This is a genomic window from Acidobacterium sp. FHG110202_01 (genome assembly GCF_059115305.1).
On sequence record NZ_JBZYWJ010000005.1, the window covers coordinates 175,124 to 188,356 of the forward strand.

Consider the following 13,233-nt stretch of genomic DNA (forward strand, 5'->3'; position numbering starts at 1 on the left):
GTTCACTGCCAGGGTATCTCGTATGATGCTGAAATCGCTGTCTGTCTTGTCCTCCGTTCTGTCGCTGCACAGCTTCGGACGCCGTTCTCAAAGATCGAACCCGCGTTGGCCCGCGTGTCTGGCTCTGCTCGCTTTGTGCGCAGCGGCAAGACCTGTCTACGCACAGACAGTTATTGCAAACATTCCTACTGGAGCCAATCCGTATGGCATGGCTGTCAACCCGGTGACAAACCAGCTCTACGTCCCCAACTATGGCGGGAGCACAGTGACGGTGATCGACGGTACTGACAATACTTCGAAGCCGGTAACTGTAGGCAGCAATCCGTGGGTACTGGCAGTAAATCCTGCGACCAATAAGATATATGTTGCCAATTATTCTGACGGCACTGTGATGGTGATCGACGGCGCCTCGAACACAGTAACAGCAACAATACCCGTAGGTTGCCATCCATGGGCGATGGTCGTAAATTCGGTAACGAACCGCGTCTATGTAGCAAATAAAGGTGACTGTTCACATAGCAGCGGTTCAGTGACAGTAATCGACGGCTCCTCGAACGATCCAGCAAAATCAGTCATCGAGACGGTGCAGGTAGGCAATGTCCCGATCGCGCTGGCAGTGAATCCGGTGACGAACCGGATCTATGTCGCGAATGCTCTCGACAACGCGGTCGCGGTCATCGACGGGGCATCGAATGATCCAACAAACTCGATCATAAAAACGGTATCGGTGGGCAGCACTCCAACTGCCTTGGCAGTGAATCCGGTGATGAACCGGATCTATGTTACGAATGCTGTCGATAACACGGTCACGGTGATCGATGGGGCGGCCAACACTGTAACTTCTTCCATTGACGCGGGCGTCAACCCTTGGGCGGTGGCGGTGAATTCAGTCACCAATCAGGTATATGTGGCCAATGTTGGCGACAACACTGTGATGGTAATCGACGGCGCCTCCAACACGATCTTAAAAACCGTGCCAGTGGGCGGAGAGCCGAAGGCATTGGCAATAAACCAGATCACCAATCAGGTTTATGTGCCCAATTACGATGACGGTACTGTAGCTGTGATCGATGGCGTCACTCATTCAGCTACAGCTACGGTACCGGTAAACGGTGCCAACCCTCTGGCTGTAACAGTAAATCCGGTCACCAATCTAATCTACGTCGCCAACACAAATGGAAATAATGTGGCAGTGATAGAAGGCGTTTCACCGGCATCTGCGCAGCTGGTACCAGTGCCTATGGATATAACTCTGGCATTGGATGGAAGTACATCGAATAGCGACAGCGTTTATCAGACGACGACCGGGACGCCGACTTTTTCAGCGACAGTCAACAGCTCCTATACATCGAGTCCCACTTACAGTGCCGTGAGCGGAGCGGCTAATCCGAAACCGACTTCACTCTACTATCAGGTGGACGGACAGAACGGCGCATGGACGCAGGTAAGTCCAGAGGCGAGCAGCTCCAATCCCGCAACCTTCAACATCCCGTCGCCTGCTGCTTCATTCTCCCTGGGCAAGCACACTCTGTATGCCTTTGCCGCATATGGAAATGAGGGCGGTTCATTCAGCACAGGCAGCGTAAACGGCAACTCACCGGAGATCGGTAATATAGCCTCGCTGAAATTTCAGGTCGTGGGGCCGACAACCACCACACTCACCGCCAGCGCAAATCCGGTTCCATTTGGAACAGGCGTAGCCTTTACCGCGACTGTAGATCAACCGGCAGCGACTGGAGGAGTAACCTTCACGGACACGATCAATGGGACAATAACAACGCTTGGCACGGCCACTCTGAACAGTGGCTCCGCTGCACTCGCGGCGCATCTGAGCGGCGGCAGCCACACCATCACAGCGAGCTATTCCGGAGACGACGATTATGCCGCCAGCGCTGGAACTCTGACCGAGACGGTTGACAGCCAAGCACCGACATTGTCCTGGCAGGCGCCCCATGCAATCGCATACGGAACTCCGCTGTCAGCCTCGCAACTCAACGCTACAGCAACAGCTCCGGGAACATTTACGTATAACCCGCCGTCAGGCACGGTACTGAATACCGGAACGCACACGCTTACAGCCACATTCACTCCCACCAACACCGCGGACTACAGCACGGCAACAGCGACTACCAGCATCACCGTGACGCCGGCCGCACTCAGCATCACAGCGAACAATGCCACACGTGCCTACGGCGCGGCGAATGCCGCTTTTAGCGGATCAGTCACCGGCACAGTGAGCAACGATGCGTTTACTCAGAGCTTCTCCACAGCAGCCACGCAAAGTTCGAACGCAGGAACGTATGCCATCATTCCCAGTGTGAGCGGCGCAGCGCTGAACAACTACACCGTGAGTGCGACCAACGGCACACTGACTGTAACCCGCGCTGCGACTGTGACCACACTCGGCGACAGCGCCAGTTCTATCACGCCTGGTCAGAGCCTCACTCTCACAGCACACGTACAGTCATCTACCACCGGAGCCCCAACAGGCAGCGTGAATTTCTATGATGCAGGCACATTGCTGGGTACTGTAACGCTGACGGATGGAATCGCCAGCTATACCACTTCAACACTTGCAGCGGGAACGACCCACTCTCTGATCGCAACCTATGGAGGAGATCCGAATTTCACCACCTCCAGCAGCAGCACGGCAATCAGCATTCCTGTTGCTAGTCTTGATTTCACGCTGAACGTCGCCGCCAATACGCAAAGCCAAACCGTACTGCCAGGAGCGCCCGCGAAATTCACCTTTCAGGTCAGCCCGAGTTACGGCTCCTATCCGTCGCAGGTCAGCTTTATAGCAACTGGCTTGCCCTCAGGCGCGGCGGCAACCTTCTCACCGGTCAGCATCGAGGCCCATGGTGGAGCACAGACTGTGACCCTGACGATCCAGACAGCAGCTCCTACGACGACTGCAAAGAAGAGCAATCCCTTCGAGCGTGAAGCGCCACTGGCTCTTGCGTTCCTATTGTTGCCGCTGGCGGGAGTACGTCGGTTCCGTCGCCATATCATGCCGGCTATCTTTGTAGTTGCTACGCTGGCGGGTCTTGCCTCACTCTCCGGATGCGGCTTCCAGCCGGATCAGGTCAAGAACTACAACATTACCGTCACAGCAGTGAGCGGGCAGGTGAGGCACAGCTTCGACCTTGACCTGAACGTGTGGTAATGAAACGAGCATTGTCCGTCATCTGTGGCTCCGCGAGGCGATACGTTCGGTGCCCAACCCTGCGGAGCCATGACGAGTCTGTCTATCAGGCTTTCGGACTCTCGAGTATCTGCGCCAGTAAGTGCAGCCGGTTAGCGTCCTCAGAGTTTTTAGCAGCAGATGCATCTGTCTCAACCGACGCAGCCAGGCCGTGAAGTTTTGCTACGTCCTTTCTGGCAAGGTGCGATTTCTGCGCGCGTCCGATTGCATTGTTCAGTGCAGCAACTCTCTTCGGAGCCAGAGCCTGCGAGCGCTCCAATTGGTCCACATAAGCCCGTGCAACTGTGAGGTTCGAGGGCCATATGATCTTCTGCTGGTTCTGCACATTCAATTCGCTGAGCTGCACCAGATTCGCCGCGTCAAGCTCGTTCTGCGTCAGAAACTTTGTCGGCGTCAAACGGAAGACATCCAGCCCGCGAGCAATCTCTGATCCATAGATGTAGCCGTTGTACCAGTACGCCGACCAGTCTCCGCCCAGAATGAGCGTCTTGGGATCAATCGGTCCGCGATCGAAGTAGGCAATTTCATAAGGATGCGCCGCATCGGTGAAGTCCATTACAGAGATGCCGCCCTGGTACCATGCCTGAACTTCAATATCGCGTCCCGGCACCGGGATCAACGATCCATTGTGCGCCACGCAGTTTTCCGTTGCCGTCTGTGCCGCGGGCATCTTGTAGTAGCTGGCCAGCGAGAGCTTATCGTCCTTCAGACTGAAGATCGCATCCGCTCCCCACTTGTTGGGATCGGTCGGACGGCAGCGCGGCTGCAACCCGCCGCCCCATTCGTCAGTGAATACGACCTTGGTTCCGTCATTCGAGAAAGAAGCCGAATGCCAGTAGGAATAATTCGGATCATTCACCGCATCCACGCGCTTCGGATGCTCCGGGTCCTTGATGTCGAGCAGAATGCCATTGCCCGAGCAGGCTCCTGCCGCCAGCCCAATCGCCGAATACACGGTGATGTCGTGGCACTGGTTCGTGTCCGCAGGTTTTTCGGCGCCCTTGCCATGGCTTCCGCCGTTGTTCAGCCCGTTCAGCGCTCCCGTACGCGCATCCATAAACACGCGCGGGCTGGAGACCACCTTGGCCTGATCTGGCGCAGCAACCGGGACTTTGATTACGTCGATGCGGAAGAGCGATGTATTCGGGTCTTTATCCGGAGCCTCATTCGAACATCCGGCCAGTTCTTCTGATTGCCGCACAAACGAAGTTCCCGAGACATAGATATAGACATTGTCCTTGTCGTTGGGATCGATGACGAGCGTGTGCGTGTGCGAGCCGCGGCAGGTCTGCACTGCAGCCACTTGTTTAGGATTCCGGATGTCGGCAATGTCAAAGATTCTCACGCCGCGAAAACGGTCCGGACTCGCTGCCGGCAGACGGCGCTCCTTCTCGTGTCCCGGCTCCGGTGGAGGCAGCGGCGGAAAGCCCTGCGTCCCGCAGTCCAGGCGTCCATTCGGCATTTCGACCGACATGAACAGCAGGTTCTTGTATACCGAAACGTCGCCCTGCCCGCCCGGACACACCAGCGAAGTAATCAGCGAAATCTTTGCCGGATTGGAAATATCGTAGAAGTTCACGCCATAGAAGTTGCCCTGAAACAGATGCGTTCCCTGAAAGGCAAAATCCGAGTTCGCAAAGGCAAGCTGTGCAATCACCAGCTGCATTGGCTTAGGCATCTTGGCTGTGTTGCCTACGCCGAGCGTGCCCAGAGTTTTCTGCACAACCGGATCATCAGGATTGGAGGAAGGCAACTGGAAAGTATCAGGCTTCTTCAGAAAGGCAAGGTGCTCCATACCCATTGCAGCTTCGCCGGCATCGTAGAGGCCAGGCTTTAACGCTGCGCGCGGATCGTTTGTCGTCGATCCGGTCATGCCTGGCGGCAGCGGATCAGGAGTCTCGGGCTTGGATGAATCTTCTTCCGCCTGAGCCGGCTTCGCATCCTTTGCAGCCGGAGCGTTCTGTTGCTGTGCCCATAAATTATTTGTGTTTGTGCACGTCATGGCCAAGGCAAGAGCTGCGCCCATAAGGCGAAAAGCTTGCTTGTGTTTCATCGTTTCTCCTTCAACATGTCTTGCATGATTCTGATCTCAGCCCGTTGCGTATTATCCGCATCGGTCGCAAAGTCGAACAGTTCGGCGTCCTGCCCTGCGCCAGGGTTATCGAATAGATCTTTCACCATGATCAGTGCGCCGTTGTGGTGCTGAATCATTCCGGTCAAAAACAGGTGGTCGAATTCGTCGCCCTTTGCCTGGCGCAATGCGCTCATCTGTTCGGGAGTGAGCATGCCTGGCATTGCCTGCATGGGTTTGCCGCTCTTGTCCATATCGGGCATGCCCGGCATTGCCATCGAATCAGACTGGCCGCGCGCCGCGAGCCACCGCTTCATGAACTTGATCTCATCGCTTTGCGAAAGGCTGATGCGAGCGCCCAGAGCGCGAATCGCCTTGTTCTCCGTGTGCGAGGAAATCAGAGCGGTCATCTCTACCGCCTGGGAATGATGCATGATCATGCCCTGCATGAAATCAATGTCAGCCTGCGAGGCATGCGGAGCGACGCCGGAAGTAGAAGGCGGGAGCTTCTTGCTCGGAGTTCCCGGCGCACCGGGCTGGACGACCGATGGCGCCTGTTGCGCAAATGTCAGGCTGCAAAACATCGCGATAACAATGCAGCCTGAAATGGCAAAAAAGCACGGCCCCGCACAGGCAGAGCCTGGTTTTCTTATCCTGATGAGGAAACTCACTGCTCACACCGTATCACGGCACAGCCGGATCACAATCGCGGAATTTTACATTGTTTTCATCTGTCTTATCGGCTACTTTGACCGTATAGATTTCATTGCCAGGCCATTTATGAGAGTCATTTCCCGCTACGGGGTGGTTTCACGAATTTTGCTTGCCGCAATCTGCGTAACCGCGGCAGCGCAAACCAGCGATGAGGACCGTGGACAAGCCTGGTGGGCGCATATCCGCTACCTTGCTGATCCTTCCATGAAGGGGCGCCTCACCGGCAGCGAAGAATACCTGAAGGCTGCTGCCTACGTCGTCGACAAGTTCAAATCATGGGGGCTGAAGCCCGCCGGCGTGGACGGAACCTACTACCAGCCAGTCCACTTTGATGTGCAGCGTGTCATTGCTAAGAATTCCGCAATCTCCCTGATAGAAAACGGAAAACAGACCGCACTTGTGCTGGGTGATGACGCCATTCTGGGTACCCGCATGCCGCAGCCCCGGACCATCGATGCGCCGCTCGTCTTCATCGGATATGGCCTGCATCTTCCTGAGGCCGGTTATGACGATTTCAATTCACCCGAGCTACCCAAGTCCGCGCTCAAAGGCAAGATTGTAGTGCTGGTCAATGGAGGCCCCGCCGATTTGCCTGGTCCACTGAAATCCTTCGCGCGTACCTCGCCCCTCACCAAAGCGATCCGCGACTCAGGCGCCCTGGGCATGATCTCCATTCCCACTCCCAAATCTATGGATTTTGGCTGGCAGCGTATCGCCTCGAGTTCCTCGCAGCCCGGTATGCGTTTGGCGGCGGTTCCGGGAGACAACGCGGTTGCCGAACGCCATCCAGCCCTGGCCGATGATCACGGCACACTCTTTACTGCGACCTTTAACCCGGCGCAGGCTGACAAGCTCTTTGCCGGCACCGGGCATACCATCGCCGAAATATTAGCGCTAGCCGATGCGCAGAAGCCGCTGCCCCGTTTTGCTCTGAACAAAAGCATTCACGCGACAGTGGCCACCGAGACCTCGCATGTTACCTCGCCCAACATCGCCGCCGTGCTCCCCGGTTCCGACCCGCAGCTTAAGGCGCAGTATGTGATCGTCTCCGCCCACCTGGATCACCTGGGTGTAGGCGAGCCGATCCACGGCAAGACCATCTATGCCGGAGCAATGGACGACGCCTCCGGTGTGGCCACTGTTCTCGAAACAGCGAAGGCAATCAGCCAGAGCGGCGAGCGCCCGAAGCGGTCATTGCTTTTCCTCATCTTCACTGCGGAAGAGAAGGGATTGCTGGGTTCACGCTTCTTTGCCGGACACCCTACGGTTCCGGAAGACAGCATCGTAGCCGACCTGAATCTTGATATGTTCATGCCTCTTTTTGCTCTTAAAAAGCTGCATGTCCAGGGGCTCGAGCAATCAACGCTCGCCGACCAGGCACGCGAAGCAGGAGCAGCACACCACATCGAGATTGCCGGTGATCCAGAGCCCGATCGCAACTCATTCATCCGCACCGACCAGTACAGCTTTGTGCAGGCCGGAGTGCCCGCCCTGGCAATGAAGTTCGGCTGGCAAGCCGGATCACCCGAGTACAAGGCATGGCGCGGATGGCTGGCAGAGCGCTATCACTCGACCGACGACGACCTGACCCAGCCAGTCGATCTTGCGGCTGCCGCGCAGTTCAATGCCTTTTACGCTGACCTTGTCTGTGCTGTTGCCAACAATCCCGCAAAGCCGCACTACCTCGAATCAAGCTTCTTTCGGCGATTTGAGACGCATCCAGATAAGGGGTATTGACGCCTCGTCGAACACCGTTAGCGCTTTTGGTTCGTTTCTGAGTTTCCACAGAGTAACTTTTAACTTTCTCTTGCTACGATCAGGGCATGAAGAAGCTTGTCGTCCTGTCCTTGGTGTTGTTGTTCTCGGCGTCCGCATTTGCTCAGCCACATCACCACCACCGCCGCTACCATCGCCACCACCACCGTGTTCGCTAGCTAGAGCTCTGCCGTCATGAGCGCAGATCCCCGCTACCCCATTGGAGATTTTGCCGGCGCTGTTGAGCAGACACCCGAACAGCGCCGTGCCTCGATTGCTGTGATTGCCGCCTTGCCGGAAAACCTGAAGAACGCTGTACAGGGGCTCACTGACGCGCAACTGAACACTCCCTATCGCGAGGGCGGATGGACCGTCCGCCAGGTTGTCCACCATGTTGCCGACAGCCACATCAATGCATATGTCCGGAGCCGCCGCGCTCTCACCGAAGACTGGCCTGAAGTCGCAGCTTATGACGAAAATCTCTGGGCCGGGCTTGAGGACGCACACACCCTGCCTGTTGATGTGTCGCTGCAGTTGGTCGATACCCTGCATCGCCGCTGGGTGACACTCTTTCAATCTCTTAGCGAAGAAAACTGGCAGCGCGGCTATGTGCATTCTGAGAATGGCCGCCAGCGGCTGGCTGAAGTCATCCAGAATTACGACTGGCACTGCCGCCACCATGTCGCCCACGTTACCGAATTGCGCAAACGCATGGGCTGGTAGCGTGAAAATACTTGCCCGTGCCGGCTGCGGGTGAGCATAGTTTTCTTAATGCCTCCCGTAAAAAGCGAAGTTTCCCCGGCGGAGCTTGCCTGCGCGCTCGAGGAATTTCTGTCCGAGCATCCGCTTGCCGCCGTGCTTGAGGATGGCCGCGTGCTCTTCGAGATGCAGAAGGCCCGCTACGCGCTCTCAGCCGAGCACGGCCGCTGTGTGCTGCAGCTCTGGTCCGAGGAGCGCAATCTCGTGCGCACCGTCACCGGAATCACCGCGCGCAAAGATACGCTGCGCATCGAAACGCGCCGCTTTGGACAAAGCCGCCCGCAGTCGCTCGAACTCGTTCCGGACCGCGACACGCGCACGCCAACTGCCCGCGAGGCCACACGCAAGCGTTATCTCCGGACACTGGAGCGCGTTCTCACGCGCGCATTTGCCGATTACAGCATTGGCGATCTGCACAATGCGATTGATCTCGAGCACAGCTTCGGCCCGGCATACGCGCGCGCTACGCTCGTGCGCGGGCCAAAGGCGTGGGCGGTCATCGCCATAAATGTCGAGGAGACACAGGCCACCATCGACGGCGTCCTGACGCTCGGCATTCTGTGGCTTGACTACTGCCGCGATCATAGCGGCGACAGGCGCCTCTTTGAAGGGCTGAAAGTCATCGTGCCCGAAGGCGGTGCAGACACAACGCGCGCGCGCATGGCATGGCTCAACCCCGCTTTCGCTAAATGGGAGCTATACGAGCTCGAAGAGCACGGCGAAGAGCTGACTCAGGTTGTTATTGAAGAAGGCAATTTAGAGACGCGCCTCATGCATGCTTTTGATCCAGGCCGCGCGAAAGAGCGCATGCAGTCTGCCATCGATCGTGTGCTGGGCCTGCTTCCATCAGGGATGGAGGCTCGTACTGAAGTTCGCGCGCTGAGCACCAGCGAAATCAGCTTTCGCATTCATGGCCTGGAGTTCGCGCATGTGCAGCATGGCCTCGTGCCGGGATCATTCGCGCGGCAGGACTCCATCACCTTCGGCGCGGGCCCGAACGAAACTCCGCTTATAGACCAGACCGAAGAGTTATTCAAAGAATTGATGGCGCGCGTTTCAGAGGGCCGTTTCCCTGGAGGCAGTGCACGCAATCCGCTGTATCGCCTGCAGCCGGAACGCTGGCTCGAATCCGAACTGCGCCAGAGTCTTGCCGAGATTGAGCCTTCCATCCGCGAAGAGTTTGTCTACACACAGGTGCCTGCATTCTCCGGAGGCGACCGCGGCATGATCGACCTTCTCGGCGCCACGCGCGCCGGCCGCCTGGTCGTTCTCGAAATCAAGGCTGACGAAGACCTGCACCTGCCCCTGCAAGGACTGGATTACTGGATCCGCGTGCGTCAGGTGCATGCGGATGGCGTACTGCAGAAGCATGGATACTTCCCAGGTATGGAGCTGTCAGCAAATGCGCCGCTGCTCATGCTGGTAGCTCCGGCGCTCCGCATTCATCCAGCAAACGAGACCGTACTGCGCCATTTAAAACCGGAAGTAGAGTGGATGCTGGTAGCGCTCGACGAACATTGGCGCAAACGGCTAAGAGTCATTTTCCGGAAAAGAAGTGCGACCAATTCCTTCAACCGGCAACTAGAATAGATGCTGCTTCTGACGCTGCTAACTTCGGCTCAAAGAACTGCTCCACGGCATCCAGAACCGCCTCGCCTGTCTTCGACTCATAGATCGACTTGCGCAGCGCAGCCCCTCCGGGTACGCCATGTGTGAACCATGAAGCAAACTGCTTCATCTTGCCCTGCGCTTCCGGATTGCCTTCATCGATCAGCATCTCGAAATATGTCCGGATCATGTGGTAACGGTCGAGATCGGTCGGCTCATCGTAGCGGCCCGTCGCCGTGTACTGAGCAATCTGGCGGAAGATCCATGGGTTCGCCGGCGCGGCCCGTCCAATCATCACCGCGTCGCAGTTGGTCCTGGCAACGAGAGCGCAGGCATCTTCCGGAGTGCGCACATCTCCATTGCCGATGACGGGAATGCGCACCGCGTTTTTAACCTCAGCGATGTGTTCCCACCGCGCCTGGCCTGAATAGCCTTGCTCACGCGTACGCGCATGAAGCGCGACTGCATTGAGTCCGCTTTCTTCTGCCAGCCTCGCCAGCGGAACGCAGATGATGTGGTTGTCGTTCCATCCCAGGCGAAACTTCACGGTGAAGGGAATCGTAACCGCTGCGCGCACAGATTCGAAGATATTCGCTATCAGCGGCAGATCGCGCAGGAGCCCGCTGCCTCCGTTGCACGAGACGACGCGCTTGGCCGGGCAGCCGAGGTTGAGGTCGACCATGTCGAAGCCCGTGTCCTCGACGATGCGCGCAGCATCGGCCAGAGTGCCTGGGTTCGAGCCGAAGAGCTGCGCCGAGATCGGATGCTCGTCGTCATAGAACGTCAGGTAACGCTTGCGCTTCGATTCGCGCATGCGCGCAAGACCGTCCGCCGAGGTGAACTCGGTCATGATCAGCCCGCAGCCCGACTGCTGGTTCGTGATCTCCGATTCGACCGATGCCCCGGAGTCAGCGCTTGAAGAAAAAGCACTGGCGTTGCGGATGAAGCGGCGAAAAACAGTGTCCGTGACTCCTGCCATCGGCGCAAGCACGGTTGCCGGAGCGACCGTTACATTGCCGATGCGGACAGACGCGGGCACGCGCACGTCTTCCGGCATGGCGTGTTCCAGCGGATTGTCCCAGTGCTTCTTCATCCTTGCCCGTTACACAGCAAAGCCTCCGGCTTCCCGGAGGCTTTCTCTTATTTCAAGCAATCCGGAGTCCGGTTACTTCGAAGTCGTCTCCGCCTTCGCGTACTTGCGGCGGAAGCGCTCGACGCGGCCTGCCGTGTCCACCAGCTTCTGCTTGCCGGTGAAGAACGGATGGCAGTTCGAGCAGATTTCAAGATGGATGTCGCCCTTGTGGGTGGAACGGGTCACGAAAGTGTTCCCGCACGCACAAACCACCCGAGTTTCCTGATAGTTAGGATGAATACCCTGCTTTGGCATGATTCAAAAAACCTTTCCCTGCAATCTTTTAATTTTACTGCGATTTTGTGGGGTTGGCAACGTCTGCTGCTTCGCCGTCGATCCAGTATTCATCGCGCGATTTCAGCTCAAGTTGAGGGCGGTCCTTGAGCTCCACATGCAGTTTGTGAATGCCAGGAGCAGGAGTTTCCGGATGGAAGCTAAGTACATAATAATTCGGCACATCGTGTGAAACAGCGATCAGGCCCTGCTGCAGGTCTTTGGCATTGCGGAAGTGGACGAACTCGCCTCCGGTGAGTTGTGCAATGGCTTCGGCCGTATTCGTGCGCAGCGAGTTGCGTGCCGAAACAAAAGCCAGGGTGGCCAGCCGAACCGGAGGAGCCAGCTGGCTGATGCAATCGAGCACCTGCTTGCTGTAATGGCCGTCATACTCAGCGTTAGCTCCGTCATGACTGAAGCAGCCATGTGCGGGGCCGACTTCGGTGGTGCCTCCATAGCTGAATTTGGATGCTTCATGCGAAACCGCCGACCGCGTGCTCGAAAACGCGAAGCTGTACATCGTCGTATTGGTGTCGCTGATCAGGCGAAGGGCCTCATTGAGTGTTGTCTTGCTGCCCTGGTCAATCGTTTCGCTGAGCAGGAGAATGGCCCGCCGATAGTTCGCAGGTTGCGTCCGCAGCTGCGCAACAGCGAATGCCACTCCGTCTAAAATCGCGGCGCCTGGATCTCCCTGCTGCAGATTTGCGATTGCCCCGGAGGCATCGTCTGTGTTTTGCGTGAACGGCAGCACCAGATGAGGCGAGCTGTCAAAGCCGATGACGGCGACGTGGTGTTCCACCTGACCAATCAGCGCATCCAGAATCGGATCGAGCTGCCGATAGTCAGCAAGATGGCTCACTCCGGTGCCGCCTGTCTGAACGACGACTGCCAGGGCCAGCGGCTGCGAATCCGTATCCTGGTCGAGAGTAAGCTTCTGAGGCACGCCGTTATCGGTGAGCAGAAAATCATCCGCAGTCAGCGCAAAAACTACCTTTCCTGACTTAGTTTTTACAAGGACCGGCACCTCCACCAGATTGGAGCGCACCGTCAGGACTGTCTGATTGCCATCGCTCTGCTGCGCGTTCGCACCAGCAACAACCATGCAGAACAAGAGCGCGAAGATAGGGGCAGAGCGCATCATAAGACCTTCATGGATACGGGCAATATAAAACCAGCAGTGAGCAAGACCTTTCTCAGTTCGGAAGCTGCAATCTATAAGACGCGCTGATAACGGATTTCATCAACAGTCACTCCCCACACCAAGTCTGTCCGCCGCTCTCCATCCGGACGCCACCCATCTCTCTCATAAAAGCGGGCCGCGCGGGTGTTGCCGACGATGAGCCAGAGACATGCACGTTGAAATCCAAGCTCAAGTAGACGGTCTCGAGCGGCGGATATAAGCGCAACTCCAATCCCCTCGCCCCACTGTTCAGGATTCACATAAAGCGCGTACAACTCGCCATAATCATCCAGGTCACGGGCCGGAGCAGTGGTCGCAAACCCGCAGATGGCCGCTCCATCCACGGCAACGATGGTGTAGGGTTTTCGCGGATCTACATTTGTGAAATCATACTTCTGCGCACGATCATCCGGGCGAAGCTGGTCTAAATACTCATCTGGAAGGAGCGTTCGGTAAGCTACCTGCCACGACCGAACATGCACTCGTGCCACACTCATGGCATCATTCGGTTCTGCGGCTCTGAGAAGCATGCCCGA

10 protein-coding genes are annotated in these 13,233 nt (G+C 57.1%); 4 read left to right on the forward strand and 6 right to left on the reverse strand.

Annotated features, from left to right (window positions below; all coding sequences use genetic code 11):
* The first annotated feature begins 22 nt into the window (after positions 1-22).
* Positions 23-3,166 carry an Ig-like domain repeat protein gene (locus AC5S16_RS12235; protein WP_493930357.1) on the forward strand — a complete coding sequence of 1,048 codons (3,144 nt, stop codon included), beginning with the start codon at positions 23-25 and terminating at the stop codon, positions 3,164-3,166.
* Between the two features lie 85 nt (positions 3,167-3,251).
* Here the strand turns inward: AC5S16_RS12235 and AC5S16_RS12240 are convergent, their stop codons facing one another.
* On the reverse strand, positions 3,252-5,258 hold the full coding sequence (locus AC5S16_RS12240; protein ID WP_493930358.1) for an LVIVD repeat-containing protein: 2,007 nt from the start codon (positions 5,256-5,258) through the stop codon (positions 3,252-3,254).
* Complete coding sequence (locus AC5S16_RS12245) at positions 5,255-5,860, reverse strand: DUF305 domain-containing protein (RefSeq protein WP_493930359.1); 606 nt, start codon at positions 5,858-5,860, stop codon at positions 5,255-5,257. Before AC5S16_RS12245 ends, AC5S16_RS12240 begins: the two co-directional genes overlap by 4 nt.
* A gap of 196 nt (positions 5,861-6,056) precedes the next feature.
* Between AC5S16_RS12245 and AC5S16_RS12250 the strand changes: the two genes are divergently transcribed.
* The 3 genes from AC5S16_RS12250 (at position 6,057) to AC5S16_RS12260 (ending at position 10,094) form a co-directional block, all read left to right on the forward strand.
* Positions 6,057-7,727 carry a M20/M25/M40 family metallo-hydrolase gene (locus AC5S16_RS12250; RefSeq protein WP_493930360.1) on the forward strand — a complete coding sequence of 557 codons (1,671 nt, stop codon included), beginning with the start codon at positions 6,057-6,059 and terminating at the stop codon, positions 7,725-7,727.
* 213 nt (positions 7,728-7,940) lie between these two features.
* Entirely contained in the window at positions 7,941-8,468 is a 528-nt protein-coding gene (locus AC5S16_RS12255) for a YfiT family bacillithiol transferase (RefSeq protein WP_493930361.1), read from the forward strand.
* A 48-nt stretch (positions 8,469-8,516) separates the two neighbouring features.
* Positions 8,517-10,094, forward strand: a complete 1,578-nt coding sequence (locus tag AC5S16_RS12260; protein WP_493930362.1) for a hypothetical protein — start codon at positions 8,517-8,519, stop codon at positions 10,092-10,094.
* On the opposite strand, the gene dusB is transcribed toward AC5S16_RS12260, so the two are convergent.
* The 4 genes from dusB to AC5S16_RS12280 all read right to left on the reverse strand — a co-directional run bounded on the left by dusB (position 10,075) and on the right by AC5S16_RS12280 (position 13,194).
* Positions 10,075-11,205 (reverse strand): tRNA dihydrouridine synthase DusB, encoded by a 1,131-nt coding sequence (gene dusB / locus AC5S16_RS12265; RefSeq protein WP_493930363.1) that lies wholly within the window; start codon positions 11,203-11,205, stop codon positions 10,075-10,077. The genes AC5S16_RS12260 and dusB overlap by 20 nt on opposite strands.
* A 72-nt stretch (positions 11,206-11,277) precedes the next feature.
* On the reverse strand, positions 11,278-11,499 hold the full coding sequence (gene rpmE / locus AC5S16_RS12270) for a 50S ribosomal protein L31 (RefSeq protein WP_493930364.1): 222 nt from the start codon (positions 11,497-11,499) through the stop codon (positions 11,278-11,280).
* Positions 11,500-11,533: 34 nt separating this feature from the next.
* The gene (locus AC5S16_RS12275; protein ID WP_493930365.1) at positions 11,534-12,658 is read right to left on the reverse strand and encodes a VWA domain-containing protein; all 1,125 of its coding nucleotides are present in this window, start codon (positions 12,656-12,658) and stop codon (positions 11,534-11,536) included.
* 71 nt (positions 12,659-12,729) lie between these two features.
* Complete coding sequence (locus AC5S16_RS12280) at positions 12,730-13,194, reverse strand: GNAT family N-acetyltransferase (RefSeq protein ID WP_493930366.1); 465 nt, start codon at positions 13,192-13,194, stop codon at positions 12,730-12,732.
* Positions 13,195-13,233 lie beyond the last annotated feature (39 nt).

Excerpts from the sequence above, each read along its gene's own strand:
- AC5S16_RS12235 (WP_493930357.1), top strand. The coding sequence starts at position 23 with ATGATGCTGAAATCGCTGTCTGTCTTGTCCTCCGTTCTGTCGCTGCAC.
- AC5S16_RS12240 (WP_493930358.1), bottom strand. The coding sequence starts at position 5,258 with ATGAAACACAAGCAAGCTTTTCGCCTTATGGGCGCAGCTCTTGCCTTG.
- AC5S16_RS12245 (WP_493930359.1), bottom strand. The coding sequence starts at position 5,860 with ATGTTTTGCAGCCTGACATTTGCGCAACAGGCGCCATCGGTCGTCCAG.
- AC5S16_RS12250 (WP_493930360.1), top strand. The coding sequence starts at position 6,057 with ATGAGAGTCATTTCCCGCTACGGGGTGGTTTCACGAATTTTGCTTGCC.
- AC5S16_RS12255 (WP_493930361.1), top strand. The coding sequence starts at position 7,941 with ATGAGCGCAGATCCCCGCTACCCCATTGGAGATTTTGCCGGCGCTGTT.
- AC5S16_RS12260 (WP_493930362.1), top strand. The coding sequence starts at position 8,517 with ATGCCTCCCGTAAAAAGCGAAGTTTCCCCGGCGGAGCTTGCCTGCGCG.
- dusB (WP_493930363.1), bottom strand. The coding sequence starts at position 11,205 with ATGAAGAAGCACTGGGACAATCCGCTGGAACACGCCATGCCGGAAGAC.
- rpmE (WP_493930364.1), bottom strand. The coding sequence starts at position 11,499 with ATGCCAAAGCAGGGTATTCATCCTAACTATCAGGAAACTCGGGTGGTT.
- AC5S16_RS12275 (WP_493930365.1), bottom strand. The coding sequence starts at position 12,658 with ATGATGCGCTCTGCCCCTATCTTCGCGCTCTTGTTCTGCATGGTTGTT.
- AC5S16_RS12280 (WP_493930366.1), bottom strand. The coding sequence starts at position 13,194 with ATGAGTGTGGCACGAGTGCATGTTCGGTCGTGGCAGGTAGCTTACCGA.